The organism is Alphaproteobacteria bacterium, assembly GCA_030680745.1.
GTDB lineage: Bacteria > Pseudomonadota > Alphaproteobacteria > JAUXUR01 > JAUXUR01 > JAUXUR01.
Genome location: JAUXUR010000024.1, coordinates 16194 through 42015, shown reverse-complemented (window position 1 = coordinate 42015; position 25822 = coordinate 16194). Strand labels below are relative to the sequence as shown.

Annotated in this window: 18 protein-coding genes; 11 read left to right on the top strand and 7 right to left on the bottom strand. The window is 33.5% G+C overall.

What is annotated here, in order from left to right:
- Positions 1-466 precede the first annotated feature (466 nt).
- On the bottom strand, positions 467-1492 hold the full coding sequence (locus tag Q8L85_02160; GenBank protein MDP1723489.1) for a GGDEF domain-containing protein: 1026 nt from the start codon (positions 1490-1492) through the stop codon (positions 467-469).
- A 121-nt stretch (positions 1493-1613) separates the two neighbouring features.
- The gene (trmFO, locus tag Q8L85_02155; protein ID MDP1723488.1) at positions 1614-2966 is read right to left on the bottom strand and encodes a methylenetetrahydrofolate--tRNA-(uracil(54)-C(5))-methyltransferase (FADH(2)-oxidizing) TrmFO; all 1353 of its coding nucleotides are present in this window, start codon (positions 2964-2966) and stop codon (positions 1614-1616) included.
- 93 nt (positions 2967-3059) lie between these two features.
- On the opposite strand from trmFO, the gene Q8L85_02150 reads away from it, so the two are divergent.
- The 8 genes from Q8L85_02150 (at position 3060) to Q8L85_02115 (ending at position 13267) form a co-directional block, all read left to right on the top strand.
- Positions 3060-3251, top strand: coding sequence for an HIG1 domain-containing protein (locus tag Q8L85_02150; protein ID MDP1723487.1), 192 nt, complete (start codon positions 3060-3062; stop codon positions 3249-3251).
- A gap of 8 nt (positions 3252-3259) precedes the next feature.
- The gene (locus Q8L85_02145) at positions 3260-3820 is read left to right on the top strand and encodes a cob(I)yrinic acid a,c-diamide adenosyltransferase (protein MDP1723486.1); all 561 of its coding nucleotides are present in this window, start codon (positions 3260-3262) and stop codon (positions 3818-3820) included.
- Between the two features lie 153 nt (positions 3821-3973).
- Positions 3974-4723, top strand: coding sequence for an electron transfer flavoprotein subunit beta/FixA family protein (locus Q8L85_02140; GenBank protein ID MDP1723485.1), 750 nt, complete (start codon positions 3974-3976; stop codon positions 4721-4723).
- A complete protein-coding gene (locus Q8L85_02135; protein MDP1723484.1) occupies positions 4723-5697 on the top strand; it encodes an FAD-binding protein in 975 nt (324 codons plus the stop codon). Before Q8L85_02140 ends, Q8L85_02135 begins: the two co-directional genes overlap by 1 nt.
- A gap of 220 nt (positions 5698-5917) precedes the next feature.
- Positions 5918-7657: a lipase family protein gene (locus tag Q8L85_02130; GenBank protein ID MDP1723483.1), complete on the top strand. Its 1740-nt coding sequence runs from the start codon at positions 5918-5920 to the stop codon at positions 7655-7657.
- A gap of 162 nt (positions 7658-7819) precedes the next feature.
- On the top strand, positions 7820-8986 hold the full coding sequence (locus Q8L85_02125) for a hypothetical protein (protein MDP1723482.1): 1167 nt from the start codon (positions 7820-7822) through the stop codon (positions 8984-8986).
- Positions 8987-9069: 83 nt separating this feature from the next.
- Complete coding sequence (locus Q8L85_02120) at positions 9070-9702, top strand: hypothetical protein (protein MDP1723481.1); 633 nt, start codon at positions 9070-9072, stop codon at positions 9700-9702.
- 124 nt (positions 9703-9826) lie between these two features.
- Positions 9827-13267, top strand: a complete 3441-nt coding sequence (locus tag Q8L85_02115; protein MDP1723480.1) for an AsmA family protein — start codon at positions 9827-9829, stop codon at positions 13265-13267.
- A 188-nt stretch (positions 13268-13455) separates the two neighbouring features.
- Here Q8L85_02115 and Q8L85_02110 read toward each other — a convergent pair whose 3' ends face one another.
- The 5 genes from Q8L85_02110 to Q8L85_02090 all read right to left on the bottom strand — a co-directional run bounded on the left by Q8L85_02110 (position 13456) and on the right by Q8L85_02090 (position 22968).
- A complete protein-coding gene (locus Q8L85_02110; protein MDP1723479.1) occupies positions 13456-16194 on the bottom strand; it encodes a hypothetical protein in 2739 nt (912 codons plus the stop codon).
- Positions 16195-16691: 497 nt separating this feature from the next.
- The gene (locus Q8L85_02105; GenBank protein MDP1723478.1) at positions 16692-19802 is read right to left on the bottom strand and encodes a hypothetical protein; all 3111 of its coding nucleotides are present in this window, start codon (positions 19800-19802) and stop codon (positions 16692-16694) included.
- Positions 19803-19955: 153 nt separating this feature from the next.
- Positions 19956-20615 (bottom strand): ATP12 family protein, encoded by a 660-nt coding sequence (locus tag Q8L85_02100; protein ID MDP1723477.1) that lies wholly within the window; start codon positions 20613-20615, stop codon positions 19956-19958.
- Positions 20587-21534: an RluA family pseudouridine synthase gene (locus Q8L85_02095; GenBank protein ID MDP1723476.1), complete on the bottom strand. Its 948-nt coding sequence runs from the start codon at positions 21532-21534 to the stop codon at positions 20587-20589. Before Q8L85_02095 ends, Q8L85_02100 begins: the two co-directional genes overlap by 29 nt.
- Positions 21535-22968, bottom strand: coding sequence for a Do family serine endopeptidase (locus Q8L85_02090; protein ID MDP1723475.1), 1434 nt, complete (start codon positions 22966-22968; stop codon positions 21535-21537).
- A 177-nt stretch (positions 22969-23145) separates the two neighbouring features.
- On the opposite strand from Q8L85_02090, the gene Q8L85_02085 reads away from it, so the two are divergent.
- The 3 genes from Q8L85_02085 (at position 23146) to Q8L85_02075 (ending at position 25596) form a co-directional block, all read left to right on the top strand.
- Positions 23146-24579 (top strand): hypothetical protein, encoded by a 1434-nt coding sequence (locus Q8L85_02085; GenBank protein ID MDP1723474.1) that lies wholly within the window; start codon positions 23146-23148, stop codon positions 24577-24579.
- A gap of 226 nt (positions 24580-24805) precedes the next feature.
- Positions 24806-25039 carry a hypothetical protein gene (locus Q8L85_02080; protein MDP1723473.1) on the top strand — a complete coding sequence of 78 codons (234 nt, stop codon included), beginning with the start codon at positions 24806-24808 and terminating at the stop codon, positions 25037-25039.
- 143 nt (positions 25040-25182) lie between these two features.
- Positions 25183-25596, top strand: a complete 414-nt coding sequence (locus Q8L85_02075; GenBank protein MDP1723472.1) for a hypothetical protein — start codon at positions 25183-25185, stop codon at positions 25594-25596.
- The last annotated feature ends 226 nt before the right edge of the window (positions 25597-25822 follow it).

The window sequence follows — 25822 nt, the reverse complement described above, 5'->3', positions numbered from 1 at the left end:
ACCAGACTCGCAAACGGGTTCTTCAAACACCAATGCTTCGACGGCCTCCAGGTCGCACAAGCTTTTTATACACATGTTTGCGAATTTGGTCATTCCTTTTAAGTCCGACCCTTTTAGGTGGTGGGAAACTCGCAACGACGGAAAACTAAGGGTTCTTTTACGCGCATAATGTAGATAATGCCTCTTAAAAAGAGAACATTGTCTAAAAATTAACATTAAGTATCAATAGGTTATCATACTTATTGGTAATGTTATGGTCGCGGGACGTAGGAAGGGGGTAGGTGTTTATACTTATGGGTAATGATATGGACGCTGGGGAGTAGGAAGGAGGGATAGATACCTTCTACTCGTAGCGTTTTCATGTCATTTTACTATATTTACCAGAACATAGTTTTGAAAAAAGGCCACATGTAAGTTTACATGTTGATATAAAATGATTTGCAAATAAATATTATAAAACTACAAATTACATTAAGACAACGCGGTTACGTCCTGCATTCTTGGCCGCGTAGAGAGCTTCATCAGCACGATCGATAAAATCAACCATAGATTCTCCAAATCTAAAAGCTGTTGTGCCAATCGAAACAGTAATTTTGCCTAAACTATCACCTGTTTTTTTGTTTTGAAGCAATTTAGAGGCCATAGAAAGACGTATGTCATTGGCCAGTTTTTGAGCTTCAAGTGACGTTAAGTTAGGTAAAACGATTGTAAATTCTTCGCCACCGTAACGAGAAGGCAGACCGTTTGGTGGGGTGTGTTTGGAAAGCGTTTGCGCGACCAGTCGAATGACTTGATCGCCTACAAGATGTCCATGTGCGTCATTGAAATTTTTGAAGTGATCTATGTCGATCATTAAAAGAGATAAAGGTTTTCCATCTTCTACGCTCGCCGTCATGTCTTTAAGTAACGTTGCTTCAAATAATTTTCGATTGGCAATGCCTGTTAAATTATCTGTTGTCGCTTCTACTTTCAAATTGTCTAAATTATGTTTAAGGCTATCTATTTCTTGTTGAGAATTATCTAATTTTTTTTGAAGTGTCGTATTTTGTAGTTGAATTATTTTGGTCGATTTTATCATTACTTCAAGAAGTTCTTGAACATTTTCTTGTGATGAATCGGCATTAATTTTTTCAGAGACACCTTTTAATTGGGAGTCGTATTCATTTGTTTGTTGAGAGTAATCAATTAAATAATTTTTAATTTCATGAAGTGCAGAATCCGTTTTTTGTGCAGTTTTAAGGTATTGCTCACCTTCAATTTCGAATGTATAGAATTTTTTATAAAGTTGTCTTGTTATTTCTTCGTCAATAGGCTTGTTGTTCGTAAATAATATGTCAATAGTTTTGGTTAAGTCTGGATTTGTATCCGCAAAATAACTAAACCACACCACATAATTTTCTGGGAGTGGTTTAATATTTAATTCTTTCAGCTTGGATATGGTTTTGGTCGCTATAGAATGAGAATTGTTTAATCGGTCGCTGATAACGGTCATTCCATAATCCCATATTTTAATTTGTTTACTAAGGCTAGAATAGCGCTTGCGGAACTATTTGTGAATCTAAAAAAAATATAAAATAGAAAAAACAATTTAAGAGATTGAGGTTTTTTATAACTCAAACAGAGGTTGTTTTCTGCCAAAGGTCAAAATCAGTTTTCGCACGTTCTGTGTACATTTTTTTACGATTTACTTTTTTTGTTTTTTGCGCAAGTTCTGGCAACAAACCAAAATTAATATTCATGGGTTGGAATGTGTCTTTGTTAGCTGCTTTTGTAATGTGATTGAGCAATCCTCCTAAAGCTGTTGTTGGCGGCGGTAGTAAAGATTGTTTTTCATTACGTTCATTTGCGATGAAAAGTGCGGATAAAAGTCCTATGGATGTGCTTTCTACATATCCTTCAACGCCCGTAATTTGACCCGCAAACCGCAGGTTTGGCTTATTTTTGAGACGTAATGTTTCATCAAGTAAAACAGGGCTTTTGATAAAGCTATTGCGATGAATGCCACCAAGACGCGCAAATTCAGCATTTTCAAGTCCAGGAATCATTTGAATAATTTCTTTTTGAGCGCCATATTTTAGTTTGGTTTGAAAGCCAACTAAATTATAAATGGTGCCTAAGGAATTATCTTGACGTAATTGAACAACTGCATAAGGACGAACTTCTGATCGAGGATTGGTTAAACCGACAGGCTTCATGGGTCCAAACCGAAGCGTTTCAATACCGCGTTCAGCCATGACCTCAATAGGTAGGCAGCCTTCAAAATAAGGTGTATTTTTTTCCCATTCTTTAAATTCTGTTTTGTCACCGCTAATGAGTGCTTGAACAAAATTTTCATATTGTTGTTGGTTCATCGGACAATTAATGTAATCAGCACCAGATCCACCTGGACCTGTTTTGTCGTAGCGTGATTGAAACCAAGCAATATCAAAGTTAATGCTTTCTTTGAAAACGATAGGCGCAATAGCGTCGAAAAAAGCTAAATGCTCGTGCCCCGTGAGTTTTTTGATTGATTCAGATAATTTGGTGGAGGTGAGGGGGCCAGTGGCAACAATAATATGCTCGCTATTAATGGATTCAAGATCTTCGATTTCTTGACGTTCAAGGGTGAACAAAGGATGCTTCATTAATGTTTCTTGAACATAAGATGAGAAGCCTTCGCGATCAACGGCAAGTGCGCTACCAGCAGGCACTTGATGTGCGTCAGCTGCTTTCATAATAAGGGAATCAAGGGCGCGTAATTCGTGGTGTAGAAGCCCAACAGCATTTTCTGAGTGGTCATCTGATCTGAATGAGTTAGAACAAACGAGTTCGGCTAAATTGTTAGTAATATGTGCAAATGTTTTTTGTGTCGGACGCATTTCATGCATAATGACAGGAATATCACGTTTTAAAAGTTGCCAAGCTGCTTCAGAACCTGCAAGTCCACCACCGATAATATGTACAGGTGTGTTAATTGATTTTGGCATTTTTAAAAAACTCCGATTTAAAAAACAAGTTGCTTGATTTTACGCTATTCAGGGGGTTACATTAGCACATAATCTAATGAAACAGGATAAAAAATGCAAGCAATTCTCCCCTACGCGGTTATTATTGGACTCATTGTGACGGCATTGATATTAGCTACCGGTATCGTCGTTATGAATATTGGCGGGGAGCTTAATAAAAAATATGGTAATATGCTTATGCGTTTAAGAATTCTTTCGCAAGGTATAACAATAATACTTTTTATTCTTTCAGCTCTAATTAAGTAAGTTTTAAAATGGTTAAATTAAATAAAATCTATACTAAAACGGGTGATCTAGGTGAAACAGGATTAGGTGATGCTAGCCGTATCTCAAAAGATCATATAAGAATTGAAGCGATCGGCGCTGTTGATGAAGCGAATGCGGCGATTGGTCTTGCAACTTTAAATGTTTCATCCGATATTCAAAAATTACTTTTTCGCATTCAAAATGATCTTTTTGATTTGGGCGCCGACTTATGTGTGCCGCCAAAAAAAGATGAATCAAAAGCTTTGCGCATTGTTGCTTCTCAAGTGCAAAAATTAGAAGATGATATTGATCATTACAATGGTTTTTTATCACCACTTACATCTTTTATTTTGCCTGGAGGGTCCCATGCCTCAACACATCTTCATTTAGCGCGTACAATCGTAAGACGTGCTGAACGTGATTTGGTGACACTGATGAAAGTTGAAGAAATCAACCAAGAAGTGTTACGCTATTTAAATAGATTATCGGATTTACTTTTTGTTTTAGGTCGTTATGAAAACGATAAAGGACAAAAAGATGTATTATGGGTGCCTGGCGCCCATCGTTAGGGTAAAATGTCCACCCTATGAGCAAATTCGTCGTTATGCTTGCGCTTCCGGTGCTCATGTACTCTGGTACACTCCGCGCCGGTTCTCAGCCTTCCTAGACTTTGCTACATAATCTGGACATTTTGTTATTAACTCAATGAAGTGGGAATGTAAATGAAAGTACTAGTCGCGGTAAAAAGGGTCATTGATTTTAATGTGCGTGTTCGTGTCAAAGCGGATCAAACAGGTGTCGAAACATCCAACGTTAAAATGTCAATGAATCCATTTGATGAAATTGCTGTTGAAGAAGCGCTTCGGTTGCGTGAAAAAGGCATTGCAAGCGAAGTGGTTATTGTTTCAATTGGTGGGCAAAATGTTCAAGAAACGATTAGATCAGGTCTTGCTTTAGGTGCGGATCGTGGGATTCATTGTGAAACAGATCAAGAAATGCAACCTTTGGCAATTTCTAAGATATTGAAAAAGATCATTGAAAAAGAAAATCCAAATCTTGTGATTTTGGGTAAACAAGCTATTGATGATGATTCGAATCAAACAGCCCAAATGTTGGCAGCTTTGACACAATGGCCGCAAGGGACGTTTGCATCAAAATTATCGATTGACAATAATGAAGCCATTGTGACGCGTGAAGTAGATGGTGGACTTGAAACCATTGCGTTAAAATTGCCAGCTATTATTTCAACGGATCTTAGATTGAATGAACCGCGTTATGCAAGTTTGCCTAATATTATGAAGGCCAAGAAAAAAGAAATTGAGGTGATTCCTGTAAATTCTTTGAATATTGATGTAGCGCCTCGTTTTACAACACTTAAGGTTGAAGAGCCTGCTAGACGTCAATCAGGTGTAAAAGTTGCCAATATTAGCGAGCTTGTTCAGAAGCTTGTTCATGAAGCGAAGGTGATATAATGACAATACTTATTCTTGCTGAACACGATCATCAAAATTTGAAGTCAGCGACTTATGCGACTATTAGTGCTGCTCAAAAAATAGGTGGTGATATTCATGTGCTTATTGCTGGATCTAAAATCCAATCAATTGTAAATCAAGCTAGCAAAATTGCTGGAATTCAAAAAATTCTTGTAGCAGATCATGCAGCATATGAACATCTTTTAGCTGAAGATATTACTGACTTAACCTTGTCCATAGCCAAAGAATATGAATATATTTTAGCACCTGCGACAGCTTTTGGTAAAAATATAGCGCCGCGCATTGCAGCACTTTTAGATGTGCAACAAATTTCTGATGTGATGGAAATTTTAGGGCAAAAAACTTATAAACGACCAATTTATGCAGGCAATGCTATTACAACAATTCAATCCTCTGATGCAAAGCAAGTATTGACGATTCGTGCAACTTGTTTTGATCAGGCGTTGAAAAGCGAAACAGCGTCACCACAAATTGAAATTGTGCAGGGTAAACAAGCTCAGAACCAATCACGTTTTGTCAGTCAAGAATTAACTATTTCGGTGCGCCCTGAACTTACTGCTGCAAAAGTGGTGATTTCTGGTGGTCGTGGTCTTCAAAATGGTGAGAATTTCAAGCTTCTTGAGGATTTAGCCGATCGATTGGGCGCTGCCATTGGTGCGTCTCGTGCAGCAGTTGATGCGGGATATGTGCCTAATGATTATCAAGTAGGGCAAACAGGGAAGGTGGTCGCACCTGATCTTTATATAGCCGTCGGTATATCAGGCGCTATTCAGCATTTAGCGGGGATGAAAGATAGTAAAGTTATTGTTGCTATCAATAAAGATGAAGAGGCGCCTATTTTTCAGATTTCTGATTATTATTTGGTGCAAGATCTTTTCACGGCCATTCCAGAATTTTGTCAGGAAATTGATAAGATTCGAGGCAATGGGAATTTAGGGCAACACAAAGCTTAGCTTTTCTTTTAAGGGGCCAGTTCTTGGTCCCTTTTTTTCTGATTTTTAAAACGATTTAGACTGTAATTTTATTGTGAGTGACGTAACGCACTGCTTTTAAATCACTTTAAATTAGTTCTATTTTTTCACATTCGGTTATAAAATAAACGACAATATATATTGACAAGTCACCTTATGTGACGTATTATGAATTATCTAATTTATAGAAAGGTATTTAAAAATGAAAACAATAAGCTCTTTAGCAATGATAATTGCGCTTTCTGCATCGGCCACTTATGGTGCCAGTTCATATACAGGTAATCTTGATGTTAATCAGCAGAAGCTTCAATTAGCTGTTGCTCAATTAAATAATATAAAAGCTGAAAAAGAAGCATTTTTTCAAGAAACTGAAGATCAATTTGGAAGTGCAGATTTATATAAAAAAGCTTTAAAAGATGAATTTGGAACGATTGATTCAAAAGAAATTACGTTAGAAGCTATTCTTAATAATGTTGCTTATGACGTTGCAAGTTTATCAGAAACTGAGGTGCAAAAAATTGCTTTTGAGAAAGCAAAAGCACATCAATTAGCTTTAGATAAAATCTATAAAAAATATTTAAGTTATACTGATGGTAAATCTACAGGATGGTTTGGCAAAAAATATAAAACTGGTCTTTCTGTTAAAAAGAATAATGTTTCCAGAATGGAATATCTATCTAATCTTATTAAAAGTAAATTGGGAAAAGATTTTTCGTCTTCTGTAAGTGAGCTTGAATTTCAACATAATTTTATCAATTTTGTTAAAACTGAAAATGCTGAAATTCAAAAAAGCAAACATGAGTCGTTATTAGTTGCTTATGAAAATGCTTTTATGAATCATAAGACAATTAAAAACAGTGAAATACTTAATGGATTTAAACCCATTTCAACAGTGTTGCGTAATAAAAATGAATTTGGTGGGATAATTCTTGGTAAGGGTAAGACTATTAAAGTAATCATCCCTGGTACAAAGAGTTTGCATGATTGGGCTTATAATGTTGATTTTACTGGCGATCAAGGTGATGCGCTAACTGGAACTGGACGTGGCCTTAATATCCACAAGGGTTTTAAAGCAGCTTATAGTGAAGCTCGTGATATTTTTGTTGAAAAAGTACAAGACTATGCAAAACAACATCAAGTTAATGTAGTTGAAGTTTCTGGTCATAGTTTAGGTGCAGCTATTGCAACAATTTTAGCCTATGACTTTAAAGATACTGTATTGACTGAAGCTTTTGTACGTTTAATTACTTTCGGTTCACCACGTGTTGTTGATACGGTATCCAAAGAAGTGATTGAAGGTAAATTGGGTTTAGGAAATATTTTGCGTGTTGCAAATGTTTATGATCCTGTAACGAAGGTTCCTGCTGAATTTTTAAATTCTGATCATGTTGGAACACCTATTCTTGTTGAAGATAGTTACACTTATGTTGGGGCTCTTATGGATCCTGCTGGTATTTCTTATCATTCGATGGTTAGATATTACAATAAAGCAAAAGAAGCTTTTGAAAAAATTAGAAATGTTGCTCAGCAACGCCTTTCTTTAGATGATGCGTATAAAGTAGCTTCTTCTTTCTATAATGATACTTATAAAGTTGTCATGGATGAAGTAAATGAACTTGCAAAGACTAAATTCATGAAGAGAAAAGAAAAAGCTGAAAAAAATCCTTATTTTACCAAAGAAGATCTTCGCCAACGAGCTGAAGTTAAAGCACAATTAGCTCAAGAAATTTTAGATGATGAATATAGTAGTGATGAAGAAGTTGATGCTGCTGAAGTCATGATAAAAGAAGCAAAAAAAGATCAAAAGAATGCCCTTTTAAAATCAGTTTATTTTGGACATGCTTCAAATGTTCAAAAAATAGAAGCTGACAATAGTATTAAAAAAAGTCAAGAAAAAAGAAATTCTCTTAAGCAACAAGCAGCTGCTATTGCTGCTAATTAAATTTTCATTTTTCTAAAAAAAGGGTGCTATGGCACCCTTTTTTTTTATTTAATATTTTTTTGATTGTTGCATTTTCAAGAAATAGAAATCTTATTAATCTCTTTTCATTTCAAGCGCAACCTGTTACAAAAAGCCAAGATTAATCTTATTAAGGATGTTTATATGAAAATCCGTTCCATTTTAAAATATGTAAGTTTGTTTGCTTTTACGTTTGCAACGCAGCTTCATGCAACTTATCCTGATCAAGAACAATATAAAGAAATTTATGATTCACTTCGTCAAAGTGATCATTCATGGGCAAAAAGATTTGTCGATATCTATGATCAAATTAACAAAGGGAACAAAGAAGATCTAAAAAATTTAACTGACAAAATTGAAGAAGCTTCTGATGGTAAAGAACCAGAAAGTATTTCTTTGAAAGTTATTGAAAAATTAGAAAAAGATAAAGCATTATCTATAGATTTAAAGACTATGTTGGCAGATGAAGATAAAAAGGCTTCTGATCATTGGCCACTTTTTACAGGTCTTGGTAAGATGATTGGGACGCCTCAATTTACAGGTATGTATGAAGATGCAATTGCGCGTATTAATCATGATTCAGACATCCTTTTTGATGTAAATCGTAAGGGGTTGTTTGGTAATCAATTTCCTGTTCTTAAAACAATAGGTCTTCATGCGTTGTTGACATTGCGTCGCTTAGATACTTTGTCAGGCGATGATGCTGAAGACATTAGATCTATTCTTAATATCTATTCACCTAATGTTATTTTTGACGATGCACCAAAATCAAAAATACTTGCACAACATATTGCTTTAAGCGATACGTCATCTGATGGTATTGTTACTTTATGGAAACCCTCAGCGACTTATGAATTTGGTGGAAACGATGCTTCTCATTTGATTTGGGATTGTTCATCACTTGAAGCTTTTATTACGGATTGTCCATGGCGCTTTTCAACATTACATCAAGAAATGGCATGGCGTCACCAAATGGGTGAAATTAATTTAAATACAATGGCTACAGATATTTCTGAAAATATGTGGCATGAGTTTAATAATAAATTTCAGGCTGTTTATGCCGATGAAGAATTAAAGGAAATGGATATCATTGTTCAACGAAAATATAGATTTTCTGATAATGTTTCTTGTTCAGGTCATACAGGATTTTTTGTAGGCAATGATCCTGTTAATGCAAATAATATATTGTTAGCTGAGTCAAATCGTTTTGATGATAAAAGCTATGAAGGTATTGGTATTCGTTCTGTGCCTTTACATAGAGAAAGAGATGAAGATTTTTATTGGCGTACTTTTGTATTGCGTCAAAAATAAAAATTAATCTTTAAAATCGACGAATTTGGGGTCGTACGACCCCATTTTTTTAGTTATAGTTGTTTTGAATTGAGGATAATATGATGAAAATTCCTTCCATTTCTTTGTGTATGTTTGTTTTTATGGCACATATGAATTTATCTCATTCAGAACAGCTGCAATATCAGAAAAATTACGATCAATTTAAAGTTGATTTAAATAAATTAGCAGACAAAATTGAACTGTCAGCACGTGGTCAGCATATAGAACAAGTTCGTTTAAGACTTCTTAAAAGATTGCAACAAGATAAAGATATTTCTAATGAGCTTAAAACATATTTAATCTTAAATAGTAAAAAAACGCCTAATAATTCAGTTCTTTTAAGAAATATGAATAAATTAATAAATGTGTATGATGACGCAATTGATTTGATTAATAAAGATAAAACAATACATTATAATTTTAATAAGGTTGAACATTTAGATCAACAATCTGGAATTGTTGAAATAATTGCTATCTCCACATTACTAACTGTGCGTAATCTAAAAAATCTATCAAGTGATAAAGCAGTAGATATTAGAATCGATCTTAAAATTGATGCGCCAAATGAGGTGTTTGATGATTTACCTTTAGCTGTAAAACTTTCTAGCAAAATTAGTCTAATTGATGCTTCAGTAAAGGGTAAACTTGCTTTGTGGATACCGTCAGTTTTGTTTGATACTAACAATCAAAAATAACACTTTCAAGTTTTTATGCTCTTGTTTTAAGAATTTTTTCATTTTTGTTATATTCTGATTGTCATTTAGCAAGAATCGATTATGATCAATCAGAATATCTTTCATAAAACAAGGCGACACATTCATGAAGAAGTTTTTATATATTTTAGGTGGTTTATTATTTCTTTGCCTCGTGGCCCTTGTTGCTGTCCCACCTTTTATTAATTGGACAAGTTATAAGGATACAATTCAAGAATTAGTTAAGGCTGAGACAGGTCTCGATTTGAAGATTGATGGAAAAATGAAATTACGCATTTTACCAACACCTGCTTTTGCTATTCAAAATGTGTCTATCAAAGCGCCAGAAAAGTGCCAAGAAAAAGAATTGATGTCACTTCAATCTGCTGAATTGCATTTAGCGCTTTTGCCGCTTATTACTAAAAAAATAAATGTTGAATCATTAACTTTAGTGGCACCTAAAATTAATTTAGAAATTAACGATAATTGCGATTACAAAACACTTTTTCAAAAAAAAGAAAAAGAACAAAAATCAGGTAGTGTAAAAGTAGGGGCAGCAACTTTATTTGGAGATCAAAACGCAAATGTTGATGTATCAAAAAAGAATATGCCTGATATTAGTATTTCAAAATTTTATATTCAAAAAGCTGAAATTTCGGTAACTGAAAATAATGTAAAGCATCAAATAGAACACATTAATGCAGAATTATCGCTCGATTCATTAATGGGGCCGTATGATATTAAAGGAACTGCCAAACTTGCGAAGCAAGAAATTGATTTTAAAACAAAAATTGGATCGATTGCAGCGGGTCTTGAAACGCCTTTGTCTTTGGTTTTTAATTTAGGACAAGATAATTTGAATTTTAATGGACAATTGTTGGGTGGTTTCGACAATCCAAGTCTTAAAGGGAAAATGTCGGCTAATCTTTTGTCTAAAGATGGTTATTTAAGAAGTTTTGTGAATGATTTGCCTGATGTGTTAAAGGATGTTCTTAAAGTACAATTTGATGTGAATGCACAGCCAGAAAATGGTGATTTACAAAATATTAAAGTGTCATGGGGTGATTTTAAAAGTGAAGGTAGTTTCGGGTTTAAAAGGTTAGAGAATAAATTATGGGATTTGACAGCTGCGCTTAAATTCAGCCCTATTCTTTTGGATAAGCTTAATAAAGACAAAAAAATAGCTTTTGAGTCGATGTCTATTTTTTCAAATGCGTTTGCAGATGATAAACACAAACCAATTGCATTTAAAATACCTGATACAATTCGCGCTAATTTATCACTTGTTTTTGATGGTGTTTCTTATGGCAAGCAAGTATGGCGTGATTTAAAATTAAATGTCTCGCTCGACAAAGGTGTTGTAGCGCTTCAAAAATTTAATTTACCAATTCCTGATGGTAAAATTGAAGGTGATTTAACACTTAAAACACAAAATAATGCACTTCTTTACAATGGTGCTGTTAAAGTGGTGACAGGTGATGTGAAGGCTGCAGCCAAGCTTTTCATTGATACAAAAGCACTGCCCAAATCGTCCTTAAATCTTTCAGCAAACTTTAACGGGAATCTTGATCAAGTCAAATTAAGCAATGTGGATGTTCAAACCAGCTTTATAAATTTTGGGGGTGATGCTCTTTATAATTTTGTGGATAAAGGTATTTCAGCCCATTTAAATTTGGATCAGGTGGATCTTGACCAAGCTTTATTGAAATTTACACGTGTTGCATCGCTTGAAACGGATAATGATTTTAAAATTATTCGCATTGCTTCAAAAGATGCACCTAAGACAGGTATGTCGCTTGATTTTTTAAAAGGACCTAAAATCGATCTTGAGTTAAAATGCAATGGACTTAAATTTAAAGACAAACAATTCAAAAACTTAACTGCAAATGTTAATCTTCGTGATGAAACCCTTAATATTAACGAAGTTAAAGGTCAAATTGATAATATTGGCTTTGCAATGCGCGGTAATCTACAAGAAAAAAATAATAAATCATTGCTTGCTTTTGAAATTCAGTCTAAAGGAAAAATTGATAAAATAGGTGACATTCAAAGTTCAATGACGGGTGAGGGAACTTTGGATCAACTAAATGTTAAATCAACATTTTTTGTCTTTGGTGCTTCTGGTAGTGCTGATCTAGTATTAAATCCGTTAGATCCTTTAGCCAATTTGAAAGGTCACTTAAATATAAATCATCCTGAAGCGGGTCAGTTGTTTGGAAGTCCTGATAAATGGGGGCCTTTTGTTTTGAATGCACCGATTTCTGCTGTTAATGGTCAGATCAATATTGGGCATTTGGATGGTGCAATTGGTAAGAATGCTTTTAAAGGGCTAGCGAATCTGGACTTAACGAAAGCGAAACCTTTTGTTCAGTTGGCTTTAGATTTCAATGCAATTCAATTAAGTGCGCTTCAAGAAGAAAATCCTTTGGCGAAGATTATCTTGATTTCTCAAATAAATCAGCCTATGCAACAAAACTCAAGTGGATGGTCTAAAAGCCCACTTGATTTAAGCGGACTTAATAAAGTGGATGCTGACTTAAGTTTAAAAGCAGCGCAATTTTTATATGGCAAAATGCCACTTCAGAATGTAATTTTATCTGCCAAAATTCGTAATGGTGCTGTGAATGTTGAAAATGTATCAGCCTTATTAGCTGGGGGTGAAATTAAAGGAAATGGATCTATTCAAGGCCTGGATTCAAATAAAATGAAAGGTGATATTCAATTAAGTAATATTGATATAGCAATTTTAGGTAAGGCATTGGGTAATAATGTGCCTGTCACAGGTAAGATAAATGGTCAAATAAATATCGGCGGATATGGTAGAAGTCTGTACGATGTTATGGCAAGTTTAAATGGACAAGGTAATTTCAATGTGTTGCAGGCTATTCTTCAGGGGTATGATTTAAATGCAATTGCCCAAAAAGCGCAACATCTTAAGAAACTGAATGATTTTATGGATTTGTTTGGTAGCACGAAATCAGGCGGACAAACGCCTTTTGAGCAAGTGCAAGGACGTTTCCAAATAACAAATGGTGTCATGACAACAAATGATACTCAAGTGAAATGCCAAGCAGGTTTGGGGCAGGTTCAGGGGAATGTCGATATTGTTAATAAATTTCTTAATTTAAATGTTAATTTTAAATTGTCTGGCGAAAAGAATTTTCCACCTATTGCTGCAAGTTTAACGGGTACTTGGGATAACCCTAAGACAAGACTGGATTCACGTGAAATTGAGTCTTATTTATTGCAACGTGGTGTTGAAAGTTTGGGTCAAAAATTATTGGAAAATAAAAAAAATAAAAATAATCAGGGTGAAGCTTCAGCTGATGGTGAAAAACCGAAAAAGAAACGAATTTTGGATGATTTGTTAGGCGAAGTTTTGGGTGGTCATAAAGCTGAAAAAGAAGCACCTGTGGCTGAAAATAATGGCTCAGATAATGCGGATAATAGTGTGCCGCCACCTGCCGTTCAGGACAATCAACCTGCACAAGAAGACGAGCAACCTAAGAAAAAAAGACGTCACGGCAAGGATGTTTTAAATGGGTTGTTGCAAGGGTTGCTGCAATAGGCTTTTAAGCAGTCTACTGTTTTAGGCGAAGTGTTTTTGAGTGTTTAGCTATATTTAATCACTCTTGAACATGTTGTTATGTAGCTATTTTTTACTATAAGAACTATTGAAACGAGTTGTTTAAATAATCTAAGTAAAGCCGCCCATTTTATCTGGGCGGCATTATAAAAGATTACGGGCGATGATTATTAAAGTATTTCATTGTTCCTTTCACAGAATTCCAACCTTTTTTTAACATCTAGGGATATCTTTTTAATTGAGAGAGATCTCTGTATGTTTTCATCCAATAATAATATTTCATCTTCAACTTTTTTGTAACTTCTAATCGCTTCAGCATAGTTTCTTAAACGGCACCAAGCATTTGCAATGGCTGTAAGTGCTCTGATGCAGATGCGCGGCGAAGGATTCAATAAAATTGCTTCCTTGTAATAATAAATGGATTTTTTTGGATCGTAATTGAAGAAACAATTACCAGTGCCCATCAAAGCTTGTATTTTATAAGCATTACATTCCTTCTTATTCAACAGATCCAAGGCTTCATAATACCAAGCTATAGAACCATACGATGCTGGATAATTTGTATGTTTTTCAATATATTTTCCGTCTTTGTTTATTGTATTCCCCAGACCAATCAAAGCTTGAATACGATATAAATGATCTGATTCAGTACACAAATCTAATACGGAGAGATACCAAGGGGACACGTCGTAATAATTATTAGAATTAGCAAGATCACCATATTGGGTAAAGCGTTTGATATTCACTTGATTACTATAGTTAATCTTGTCTTTATATTCTGAATAATGTGTTACATTCGATCGATTATGCTTGACGGCTTCGGCCATACCAAGAAATGCCTGAATATGAAGAGATGAATTCTCTGAATATTGTAAAGCATCCAACGCATCTATGAAAAAGCAAGTAATAAGCGGTAGGCCGTATCTTTCCTTTATGTGTTTAGAAAAAATTTTTAAATCAAGATAAAAAATACGCTCAATCTTTCCAAGACAAATAAGAGTTCTTACGTAAATATTTAAATATTTTTGTCTATTATTATTATTTATTTTTTCTAAAACAAGCAAGCAACATTCTGATGAATATTTCATTTTTAAATCTGAAATATTTTTATGCGTAAAATTATATGCTATAAAAGTACAATTCGCCTCTGCAATCAAAATATAAGCATCCATGACAAATGATTCTAATAATGGGTCATTTTTAAAGCACAAAACTTTTTCAAAACAAGATATAGCTTTTTCAAAGTCTTCGTGTTGTAAAAAATTCTTTCCATCTGAAATTAAATTTTTAATATATTCTTCATCTGTACATTGTTTTTTAGACGAATTATTATCTTCTAGATCATCATATTCATTTCTATTTCGTTTGTTCTGTGGATGTGATTTTTCCACAATATTATTGTGGCAAGGTGATTCAAAAGTTAAACTTAATGGGGAACTTATATTATTATCTATAGGAATTTCAAGATTATTCTGAAAACTCTGGTCACAATTTTCAAAAATTTCTACAATTTCTATATTACCTTGGTCTGTATTGTCTAAAAACTGATCTTTTTTTGAATCATACTCAACTGCCTCAAAAGAATCATAATAACTCTCTTCTAAGATTGGTGTTTTGGGTATATATTCTTCTTCTGATTCTTCAGCATAGAAATCTAATGTAGGGGTTGTTGGAAGACTTTCTTCTTCTGATTCTTCATTCTTGCTAGCATCTAGATCAAGGAGATTTAGATCTGAAAAAGGAAGCAATTTAGCAATCGTGTGTGATAAATTTTTTAAACGTTTAGATGCATCCATTAGTTTTTGAAGAGCATCTATATTTTTTTTAACTGTTGTATTTTTCTTTAATTTAAAAAAAGCAAAATAAAGCTCTAAATGCGTATTCTTTTCATCCAATTTATAAAAATCAAATATACTAGACGCAATCTCATCCCATTCGAAGTCAGAGGAATTCATTAGATCGTTCGGAAAAAGTGGCTCTATATCTTCAAGAGTGAAATTAAAAGCTTTAACTTCTGATGTTGATGCTACATTAGCTTTTTTGTTAGATTGATCCGATGTAATTGCTGTTGAGCTAATAGATCTTTCAGGGGCATTAGAAGTAGATTTTTTTCTTTTTTTATTAGAATCATCATTACTTTTTTTAACCTTATTAATTGAAACGTAAGGTTCTTTATCTTCCAGTGAAAGATTTTTTACGCGTGTTACTCCTGAATTAAGTTGTTTAATGCAAGCTATAAGATCTGGATCTTTTATTAATTTAGATAATTCTCTTAAATAATCTTGCAATGGTCTGATTCCTTTAAAATGAGACGCTTTTAGCAATTGCCTTGCAGATTGATTCCAAACTTTTTTCGTTTCAATCGATGTATCTTCAGGAAGAATACTTTTAATTAAAGTTATAAATTCTTCATCTTTTCTTGTAAAAGAAGTGCATTTAAATGTTTTTGCTGGAACTTTAGATGAAAAATTATCTCTGGAGTCTGTATTTTCAATTTTTTTATTGTTATCTTTAGAATGAGCCTGCTGCTTTTTTTCTTTATTTTGATAATAAGAAAGGTGTGTTGCAGCAATTTCTAATTTTTTGAGACATTCCTTGTGAATGGAATCGACTGACTCCTCATTTTGAATTTTTTTTAAAACAGACCTCAACGAATCATAAGCTTTAATCTTATCTAAGCAATAAATACGATAGATTTCTCTAGTCAAGTCTTTCCAATTGTTTTTAGAAAAATTCTCAAATTTTTTCGGAAAAAGATGCTTAATTTGTTGATAAAAATCTAATTTCTTAAAGGGGGCATGTTTTGTTATCCCCCCTGATTCATCTTCTGAATTTAAAGCAATGGTGGCATTAAAAACAGCAACATTCATAAAAATGAACATTAAAAAAAACGATCTTATTTTTTTCATCTTGGATAAATCCACTTCTTTATTAATATAGTAACAATATTCTAGACTTGTATCATAATAATAAAATTAAATCAATATTTTTTATTATAATAAACAAAAAAACACGACAACTTTTTCTGCCGAATATCATGTGCAGATAAAAAATAACTTTATAATGAAGTGACTAATTTAAAAGTAATTACATATGATGATGTTTTTACTAATCTTCGCAAAAACAGTTCTAAATGTCATGACCTAATCACCTTGGGGCTACTCTTTTTTCAGATAAATTTCTTCTCGGTCAGCTATTTGTATTTTTTGCGATTTAATGAAACGGATTCTCGCAGGTGAAATGTTGCGGTGTGAATCCTGCTGCAAAATTAAGATGAAAATGGCTACCCAGCTTAAATATTGATTTTAGTTGGGTAGTCAGATTTTATTGTTAATATTACTCTTAAATTAATACCACCAATATAGGTTTATATTTCGAACAATGGTTTACAATTATGTATTAATCATTATTTTTTCTTCATATCTGCATAAAAATTATTCCAATATTTTGTGCAAGCAGTAAATAATTCTTCATCTACTTTTTCTATACCTAACCAATATTTGAAGTGAAGTATCGCTTCAGTATAGGGGCTGTTAAAAAAGCTGCGATGCAAGCAAAGCGTCCAAGTCCTGTCATTTATGGCGGGACCAAAAAAATCATCCATGTCCACACCGTTATTATAAAAATCGTCGTTTGGCGATATTCCTAAAATATCTCTAATAAATTCTTTGCAATATTCTAAGAAGTTTATCGGGTTTTGAGCACGGAGGTCTTCATGTCTTGGGATTTTGCACAAATCATCATTTTCATTTCTTTCCAGGTTACGATAAGCTTCAGTATGGTTTGTTCCTTGGATATTTCTTTTGAATTTATCGTATAGCTTAAGACAAAAAGCGGATTGTTTTTTGTAGTTTTTAGCGATCCATGCCAAGAATTTGAACTTTGGTAACAAAAAATAGTCTATAAATTTCTTGGCTTTGTTTTTGTCCTTTAAATATCTGAAATATTTTCCATTTTTAGTGTCTCCGTAAAGAGAATTGCAATATCCTTCCATCTGAAAATCTTCATTTAAGTGTTTAGCAAAATTATATGCGTCACTCATTGTCATATCTGCACCTTCAAAGGCTTTAATCACATTATTGAGGAAGTTTATCCGTAAATTTGCTGGTCCATCTCTAAATTTATAAATAGCATATAATTGTTTGATAAATACAAATAAACTATCATATCTAATGTTATTTTCTTTGTTGTTTGTAAATAAATAGAAAAATTGAAAAAGAGGCCCTTTAGAATAAACATAATCTTCTTTATTACTTAAAAAATTAGATCCCTTTTGTATCTGTTGTTGGATTAGACGAATTTTTTCGCAACTTAATCCACTCATTTTCTTTATACATTCTAAGATTTCTAAAGCGTCATGCGGGGATTTAATTCCTTTATTCAAGAATTCCAGGATGCACAAACACAATTGTTCATCGTTTTGATAGGTGTTAGATATTAAATCGAAAATTTTGGAGATCGTTTCTACCTCTGTGATAGAGTGCAATTCGACAAATTGTAAAAAAGTAATATCTAAACTTGGATCGATATTTTTTGCATAAAGCTGCACCATTATATCGAGACGATTTTTTATTTCTTTTATATGTTTAGCATTTTTGTTCTTATTCGAATCTTTGTAATGATAATAATTTGCATAAATCTTGCTTACGTAATATACAATTTTAGGTGACGTTTTTATGTTTAACTTAACATAATACTCTTCAGTGGCTTTATCTACATAGTCTAACTCTGAAAGATACTTGATTTCAAAATGCAAACAATCATCTATAAATTTGTTCACCTCTATGTTTTTTTCTTTGCAAATAGTGTCAATTTTGTTTAATGCATCTCGAACAAAATGGACATCTTTATCATAGGTAAAGTGAAAAAATTTAATTAAATTGTCCAAGTTTGCTTTTATTTTGCCGAATAAATATGTCGTCAAAAGTAATTTGACTTTTTCATTATCTATATTTTTTATATCACTGTATTTATTTAAAAATTCCATCATTCTTTTGAAAACGACGGAATTATTTTTAGGCGTGCTCTTTTGCAAAAAATCAGATGCGATCTCCATAAGATTTTTATAGTCTTTATCCGTTAAATTTAATTGCATTCCCTGTGTTTTAATGATGTCAAGAAGTTCCTTCATTTGGTTTGAGTTTAATTTTTCAAGTTTAAATAGAAAGGAGGATGCAATTTTTACATCGATTTCATTTTCAAAAAAGCTAAGAATTCGCAATAAATTAGAATGGCCGACAGGTGATAGGTCATTTTTTAAAGGCCAGTTATTTATTGCCGTGCAAGCCCTTTCATGCCAATTTCTTGGAATAGAGGAGAATGATTCAATCGTTTGTAGGTACATGTCTGTGGACCAATTTTGTCCTTTTGACAAAGTGGATATTCTTGAAAAAATTGATTTTCGCATGGTAAGATCGTAACGAGACAAAAGCTTCAGAATATAAATTGCTTGTTCCTTTTCCATCGAAGTAAAAGTACTTAAATGAAGAAGTGTAAGGTATTCTATAAAGCCATAATCTTGATTATCTGTTAATTTTAGCATCGTATTAAGTGAATTTTCGGAATATGTTTCCATTTCTGAAAGTTCATTTATTATGCTTGCATAGCAATTGTAATTCCAATCTTTGTTTTTTGATAATTTTTTTATTGCTTCAGTTACGCTTTTTTGTTTTTGAGGTTCTACTCTATCCAGTGCTAAAAACGCGTGTTGATAATGATCCAATGTCCAATTTTTTCCTTCAGCAAGTTGCCGTATTCCTACAATCGATTGAATCGTAATGAATCTGTTTTGCAAGCAAGGTATGTAAGAAATTTTAGGCTCATTCGTATTGTTATCTGCTTGCAGGGCAATTGAAGCTAAGATCCACGACAAATCTTGAACATTCCATCCCCCAGGCATCAATATACTCGTAATTTGAACTTGATCCTGAGGGGTTAGAACTGCTAGATAAATTAATGCGCTATTTAGAAGTGTCAAAAAATTACTCCCTGAAATAGGAATATCTTTATTTACAGTTTTTTGGTAAAAATCATCCAAAAATTTAAGTGGTCCGCCTTTAGCGTCGCGTCTGTATTCTTCCATAATTTGGCTTACGGCATCCTTTTGATAAAGAGTGTCACCTAAAAAATCATTCATCCAAACATGTTTTTTATGTAAGGTGGCGCAGCAACTTATAAGTGTGAATGCTTTGTCAAGATTCCATAATTGATACAATGTTCTTTTTATTATGTCTGAATCGACATCAGTTTTACTTAAAATTGCCTTTAAAAACTTTAAAAGATCTTCCTTGTTGGGATTGTCTATTCTATCTTCTAAATCTGTTAATGCGGATTCGATAGGTAAACGTATGTCATGAAAGCGAATCGAAATATCCGAAAGTTCTTGTGTTAAATTTTTGTAATCAGTAAAACAAATCTTTGTTGAGGGTGGCTGTGTATCAGCATCATCATCGTTGCCTGAAGCCCCTAAAGAAATGGATGCAAATAAAGTTAAGCATAAAAGTAAATTCTTTTTCATTTTAAAGCCTATAATTTAATTATGAATATTATTTAATATGGTAATTATAATGTAAATACTTTAAAAAATCAATAAAAATAAAATTTTGGTTCGTTTGTAAGTTTTTTATTTGATCTGCGTGGCTTGTTTCTTGAATGTGAATAAAAGCTTTTATCAGCTTAATTGAAGCAATTTCAGATTTTCGATACAAGAAGATTTAATATCATTCAAACATTCTTCTTGTTCTTCTGTCATGCCCCAAAGGCCAATTTGATGATATTCTTCTAGGAAGGCTGCTTGAAAAGCGCGCTCGAAATCAATGGCATTATGACTTAAGGCATATGTAATAAACACAGATTTAAGTTCGAAAACGATTTCGTGACATCCAAATAATTGGAAAGGATTTAAAGCTTCAAGCCAGGCTTGAAAATGTGATTTTATAACGGGATTTTGTTCAATCGTTTCAAGTTTATGTGTTTTGAGTGGAATTGCATTTGTTTGTTTTGCAACAAAGGTAATAATTTTACCCCATTCTTTGCTTTGATGTTCAAAAAGGTCTTTGGGTTCTTCGGACCAATATAGAATGCTGTCATAATCGATATAATCTAAAATGGCAGCTTCATACTCTTTTCGTTTGATTGTTACAAAATCTAATATTGTATTGATGTGCTTCAACAAGGGGTTCGTTTTTAGATCATGGGCGATAAATTCTTTGGCGATTTGCTCGCTTGGTAAAATAATGGGTTTTTTAAGGGGCGTTAAAAGGGGGGATTCCTGGTTGAGTATTTGGAATCCCGTTTTTGTCTCAATATAATGTAGTTTTGTCGTTTTCATCACTAAACCCAAGAATTTTAAACGTTTCTAGCATATGTTTGGGTAAAGGTGCCACAATATTTAAATATTGACCAGATAAAGTTGGGATGGTTAATGATTTTGCGTGTAAATGCAATGTAGGGCGTGATTTGCCAATTTTTAATTGAGCATCTTTGCCACCATATTTGCCATCACCCAAGATTGGGAAGCCGAAAGTTGCACAATGGACGCGCAATTGATGTGTTCTGCCTGTGAGTGGTTCAAGTTGCATGAGCGTGAATTTATCTGTAGATTTTAGAATTTTATAACGTGTTTCGGCAGCTTTGCCTTCGTCGTCAATCGTTACTTTTTCGTATGTTGTTTCATTATGTTTTAAAAGGGGCGCTTTGAGCATACCTTTTGATTGTGATGGGCTGCCAATGGTTACGGCCCAATACAATTTTGTTGCATGTTTTTCTTTGAAAACAGTGGCATAAAATTGTGCAGCTTTTAAAGTACGCGCCAGAAGTAATACACCAGACGTGTCTTTGTCCAATCGATGGACGAGACGTGGTCGGTCTTTTTTATCAAATTGAAGTTGGTATAAAGCATCATCGATACAATCTTCAATGTTTGTACCCCCTTGAACGGCTATGCCTTGAGGTTTGTTGAGTACAAAAATATCATCATCTTGATAAAGGGTATATTCTTTAAGATTGAGCTTTGATGTTTTAATTTCTTTTTCAACTTGTTCATTTTCTTCGAAAACGGGATATTTAACTTCATCATTTTCAATCAAACGATAATTAGAATCAGTTTTTTTACCATTGATGCGAATATCACCCTTTCTGAGGGCTTTTTGAATCAGGTTTTGTGGAAGTCCTGGAAAAAGACGTTTAAGCCATCGATCAAGACGTTGGTCTGTATCGTCGGAAGAAATAGTGCTCGTTTGAAATATCATTTATGCTCTAACAGATATGCTCAGGATTTCTTGGCCACGTTTAAAAGAAATAACCCATTGCGCTTTTGCGCTGTTAAGGTTTTCGGTTAATTCTTTAACATTGCCGATTTTCTGATTGTTGATTTGAAGGATGAGGTCACCTTCTTCGAAGCCAAGCCTAAAAGGTGTGGTATCTTGGGGTGATTTCGTTATAACAACACCACCATCAAAAACATTCAATGATAATTCAGTGGCGAGTGCAGGAGATAGGTTAGCAACAATGGCGCCTGTTAAGGGGTGCTTGCCGCCTAATTTTGTGGTTTCGCGTGGTATAGTATCCGTCGGGGGCGTTAAAGGAAAACGTACGTGGTGCAATTTGCCTTCACGCATGATTTCGATGGCTGTTTCAGTGCCTGCCTGACGCGTTGCTACAATAAATTCAAGGCCTGAAATATCAGTGATATCCTTACCATCTACTTTACGAATAACGTCGCCGACTTTAAGTCCTGCAATATCGGCAGGTCCCTTTGGGTAAAGTTTATTGACATAAACGCCGATGGGTAAATCAATGCCCATAGCTTCAGCAATAATGGGGGTCACTTCTGAGCCTTGAATGCCAAGCCAAGGTTTTTGGGGTGGTTTTTGGGATCCAACGCTTTGCAAGACTACTTTGACCATTTCAGAAGGGACAGCAAAACCAATACCATTAGAGCCACCCGTTTTTGAGTAGATAGCAGAATTAATGCCTATAAGGCGTCCTTCCATATCAAATAAACCGCCACCTGAATTGCCAATATTAATGGCTGCGTCTGTTTGGATAACATAAGCACCCATAATTGTCTTTTTTGCAGAAACGATACCGCTTGTAACCGTTTGGTCAAGACCAAAAGGATTGCCGATGGCAAGAACTAGGTCGCCAATTTCTGAAGATTCAGCAGTGCCGATATCAGAAAAGGGAAGGGCGCCTTTTGAAGGATTTATTTTCAAAATAGCAAGGTCGCTTTTGGGATCAAGCTTAACGACTTTGGCTTGAAATTCGCGCTTATCAGAAAGGACAACATTAATTTGATCGCTGTCTTGCACGACATGGTGACACGTGACGATAAGACCCTCTGGACTTACAATAACGCCAGATCCTAATGAACGCTCGATACGATCGCGTGGGACTGAAAGTTTTAAATCATGCCCAAAAAATTGTCTAAAAAAGGGATCTGCCATAAGGTTAGATTCACGAGATTGAACAACGCGTTGGGTGTAAATATTAACAACAGTTGGTGCAGTCTTTTTGACAATAGGTGCAAAAGAAAGTTTTGTTTGTAATATAGAGGTGGGTGCTTGACGATCAGTAAAGCTATCTGAATTTGAAATAAGTTGCGGCTCTACATTTTGTGCAAAATTATCACAAAAAACAGATGTAGATAACAATAAAGACATTAAGCAATAGCGCGTTTTCATTAAAAAAACCTAAAATACAACCCCAATAGTTATTTTTACCGCATCTGAAACTTTTTTGCAATAGATTCGTGTAATTTTCACGCAATAACAAGGTCTAGTGTTTTTGTTAAAGTTAGTATTAACCAAATATAAAATTTGTGCTTTAATAGATAGGTTCAATAACAAAAGGTGAGAAAAATGAAAACAATGTATTTCAATATGGTTATAGTATTGTTTTTGATTTGTTTTATTCAAGAAAATGATGTTTTTTCGTCGCCGCGAAAGGGTGCAGATTTATCTTTGGACGTTATTGAAACAATTCAAAAATCTTCTGAACGTAAGAAAGACATACCGCTTTTGTCATTGGATGAATTGCTTGTTGAACCTAAAAAAATTAAAAAGAAAAAACTTGTTCACGTTGATATGGATAATGATCCATGGCCAATTTTTATTAATAAAAAACTACCAGTAAGCAAGTGGCCATTAAAAGATACTGAAGAATTTAAAAATGTACCCTTGGGATCAGTGGCGAGTTTTTTAAAATTGATGCTTGGTGAAGTTTATATAAAAAAAGGACTTGTTTATAGGGCAATTGAGAATGGGTTTGTTTTTCCTGAAGGTATGAGTGAACTTGACACATTAAAGTTATTAAATGCTGCACAGCAACAAACAATTTTGGATATAAAATTTTATCCGAGTGAGCTCATTGATGCGGACATCAACTATTATGTAAAAACACCAATTTATCTTTATGATTGTATTATTGATGGAAAAGTTGTTTTTCAATTTATGATTTGGCGACAAAATATAGATTGTCAGTGGGATAATGTTGGCCCCATTATGGAAAAAATTGAACAAAAAAGAAAAGATTTTTACCCTGTAGAATCGATTGCAGTATTATTGGAATATATAAAAGATAAATGTCATTATAAAAAATATAAAATGGATCATGATGAAATATCTTTAAAAAGTAGAAAAAGTTTGTTTATTGAAAATTTTTCAAAAGCGACTTCTTCTATAATGGAATGTTTTACACCACGTGGAGAAGCATCTAAAGAGAGTAGGATATTATCAGATAGAACTTCTTCAGATAGCATTGTAAAATCACCAAGACTTAAACGCAATATATCAATTTTAGGTTATTTTACGCCACGTGGAGATCGTACTAAAAAGAGTGGGTTTTTATCAGACAGAGATTTTTTTGTTGATTTGAGTTCTATACAAAAAACTGAAGACATGTCTTTAACACCAAAATTTGAAAAACAGAAACGCGAAAAATTAAATTGTTTATATGGATCAAGCTCTTCTGTATGTGGAAAATTAGAAGAGGATGATTTTTCATCGTCAACTCTTTTTGAAAGAGGTAAGCAAAAGAGGAAAAAATCTCTAAGTGAACCTATAAGCTATATTGAAAATTTAGAAGATGTTTTTCCCTCGCCAACTCTTTTTAAGAGAAGTAAGCAAAAGAGAAAAAAATCTTTAAGTGAACCTATAAGCTATATTGAAAATTTAGAAGATGTTTTTCCCTCGATTGAGGTATTTTCACAGCCTATTGAAAAATCATCTAAAAAATTTTCAAAATCACCACGTGGTGATAAGAAAAAAAAGATTGAACATTTGCCTAGACAATAGTGCGGTTAATAATTTAGACTTTTCTCTTAAAAGAGAGTTGTGATGAAAAAAAGTGTTTTAGTGTTAATAAGTTTAGGGTGTGTCGTTTCAGCGTGTCAAAAGCCACTTTTGAATCAGAATAAAATGATCTATGAAAAAAGATGTTTTGATGAAGGGCTAGAGAAAGGCTCCGTCTTTTTTTCTCAATGTGTACAAAGACATTTTTATGTAGACGAGGATAAGATTAATGAAGAAAAATACGCTGCTTATAACTAATATTGTCATAGGCTTTAATATTTTATTGTCTGCGTGTTCTCCAAATATATCAGGTCTTCAAGAAGGTCGAGATAATTGTTTATCTTATGGGTATAAATCTGGAAGTGAAAATTATGCAAAATGTATTTTATTTGAAGATGAGCGTCGTGCTGAAAAAAAGATTAAAGAACAAATGCATAAAAAAAAGTCAATAAAACTGAATTAAATTGTTGTTTGATCGCAACGTGTTACAATATTTGACAAGTATCTTGTATTTTGTGTAGACTTTATATGGAGGATAGAATATTTTTATATCAGATGTATCTAGGATAATATCTTTGGTAATCGTTTTAAATATAGGGTTTTAGAATGGAAATCGTTATACAACAACAATTTCGATCTGAATCAAACTTTTCACTGAAAGGTAATACCCTCTCTTCATCTAAAGTTGATGCTCAATCGCAATCATATGAAAAAGAAAACCAACCTACGCAATTACTCCAGAATGGTGCTTTGTCGTGGCCACCTGAGACTCAAAAAAATTCAGATCAAAACATAGAATCACAAGAATCTCGATTAAATACGTACAATAACAATGGTAAATCTATTAATTTGAACACTGAAACGACTAGTTTAGCAATTGAAGAGGATCAATTGGTTATTGTTTATAAAGATCCAGAGGGTGAAGTTATTAATACCATCCCGCCTACACATTATGGAAATCAGTCTGATTTTATTAGTTCTGCTCATAATGCTGGAGCTAGAGTGGATATGTTTGTATAGTAACTTAATTTTATGTTGATGTCATTTTTTTCTTAAATTTCTTGCATAATTATTTTTCGTTTTTTGATTTTTTAAGGATATGTTGCAAGACTTCTTCATATACAAAATAGACCTCTTTCGAAACTCTGTTGCTGTGGTCTATTGATGTGTCGCTTTGGTGCTCAGATCCTCATGTATGAAGAATATACAAGTGAATCCGTGCCGAATCTTCTATCACTGGTCCCAC

Bases quoted from the DNA above. Each gene is read 5' to 3' on its own strand.
- Q8L85_02160 (MDP1723489.1), bottom strand. From the start codon at position 1,492: ATGACCGTTATCAGCGACCGATTAAACAATTCTCATTCTATAGCGACC.
- trmFO (MDP1723488.1), bottom strand. From the start codon at position 2,966: ATGCCAAAATCAATTAACACACCTGTACATATTATCGGTGGTGGACTT.
- Q8L85_02150 (MDP1723487.1), top strand. From the start codon at position 3,060: ATGCAAGCAATTCTCCCCTACGCGGTTATTATTGGACTCATTGTGACG.
- Q8L85_02145 (MDP1723486.1), top strand. From the start codon at position 3,260: ATGGTTAAATTAAATAAAATCTATACTAAAACGGGTGATCTAGGTGAA.
- Q8L85_02140 (MDP1723485.1), top strand. From the start codon at position 3,974: ATGAAAGTACTAGTCGCGGTAAAAAGGGTCATTGATTTTAATGTGCGT.
- Q8L85_02135 (MDP1723484.1), top strand. From the start codon at position 4,723: ATGACAATACTTATTCTTGCTGAACACGATCATCAAAATTTGAAGTCA.
- Q8L85_02130 (MDP1723483.1), top strand. From the start codon at position 5,918: ATGAAAACAATAAGCTCTTTAGCAATGATAATTGCGCTTTCTGCATCG.
- Q8L85_02125 (MDP1723482.1), top strand. From the start codon at position 7,820: ATGAAAATCCGTTCCATTTTAAAATATGTAAGTTTGTTTGCTTTTACG.
- Q8L85_02120 (MDP1723481.1), top strand. From the start codon at position 9,070: ATGAAAATTCCTTCCATTTCTTTGTGTATGTTTGTTTTTATGGCACAT.
- Q8L85_02115 (MDP1723480.1), top strand. From the start codon at position 9,827: ATGAAGAAGTTTTTATATATTTTAGGTGGTTTATTATTTCTTTGCCTC.
- Q8L85_02110 (MDP1723479.1), bottom strand. From the start codon at position 16,194: ATGAAAAAAATAAGATCGTTTTTTTTAATGTTCATTTTTATGAATGTT.
- Q8L85_02105 (MDP1723478.1), bottom strand. From the start codon at position 19,802: ATGAAAAAGAATTTACTTTTATGCTTAACTTTATTTGCATCCATTTCT.
- Q8L85_02100 (MDP1723477.1), bottom strand. From the start codon at position 20,615: ATGAAAACGACAAAACTACATTATATTGAGACAAAAACGGGATTCCAA.
- Q8L85_02095 (MDP1723476.1), bottom strand. From the start codon at position 21,534: ATGATATTTCAAACGAGCACTATTTCTTCCGACGATACAGACCAACGT.
- Q8L85_02090 (MDP1723475.1), bottom strand. From the start codon at position 22,968: ATGAAAACGCGCTATTGCTTAATGTCTTTATTGTTATCTACATCTGTT.
- Q8L85_02085 (MDP1723474.1), top strand. From the start codon at position 23,146: ATGAAAACAATGTATTTCAATATGGTTATAGTATTGTTTTTGATTTGT.
- Q8L85_02080 (MDP1723473.1), top strand. From the start codon at position 24,806: ATGAAGAAAAATACGCTGCTTATAACTAATATTGTCATAGGCTTTAAT.
- Q8L85_02075 (MDP1723472.1), top strand. From the start codon at position 25,183: ATGGAAATCGTTATACAACAACAATTTCGATCTGAATCAAACTTTTCA.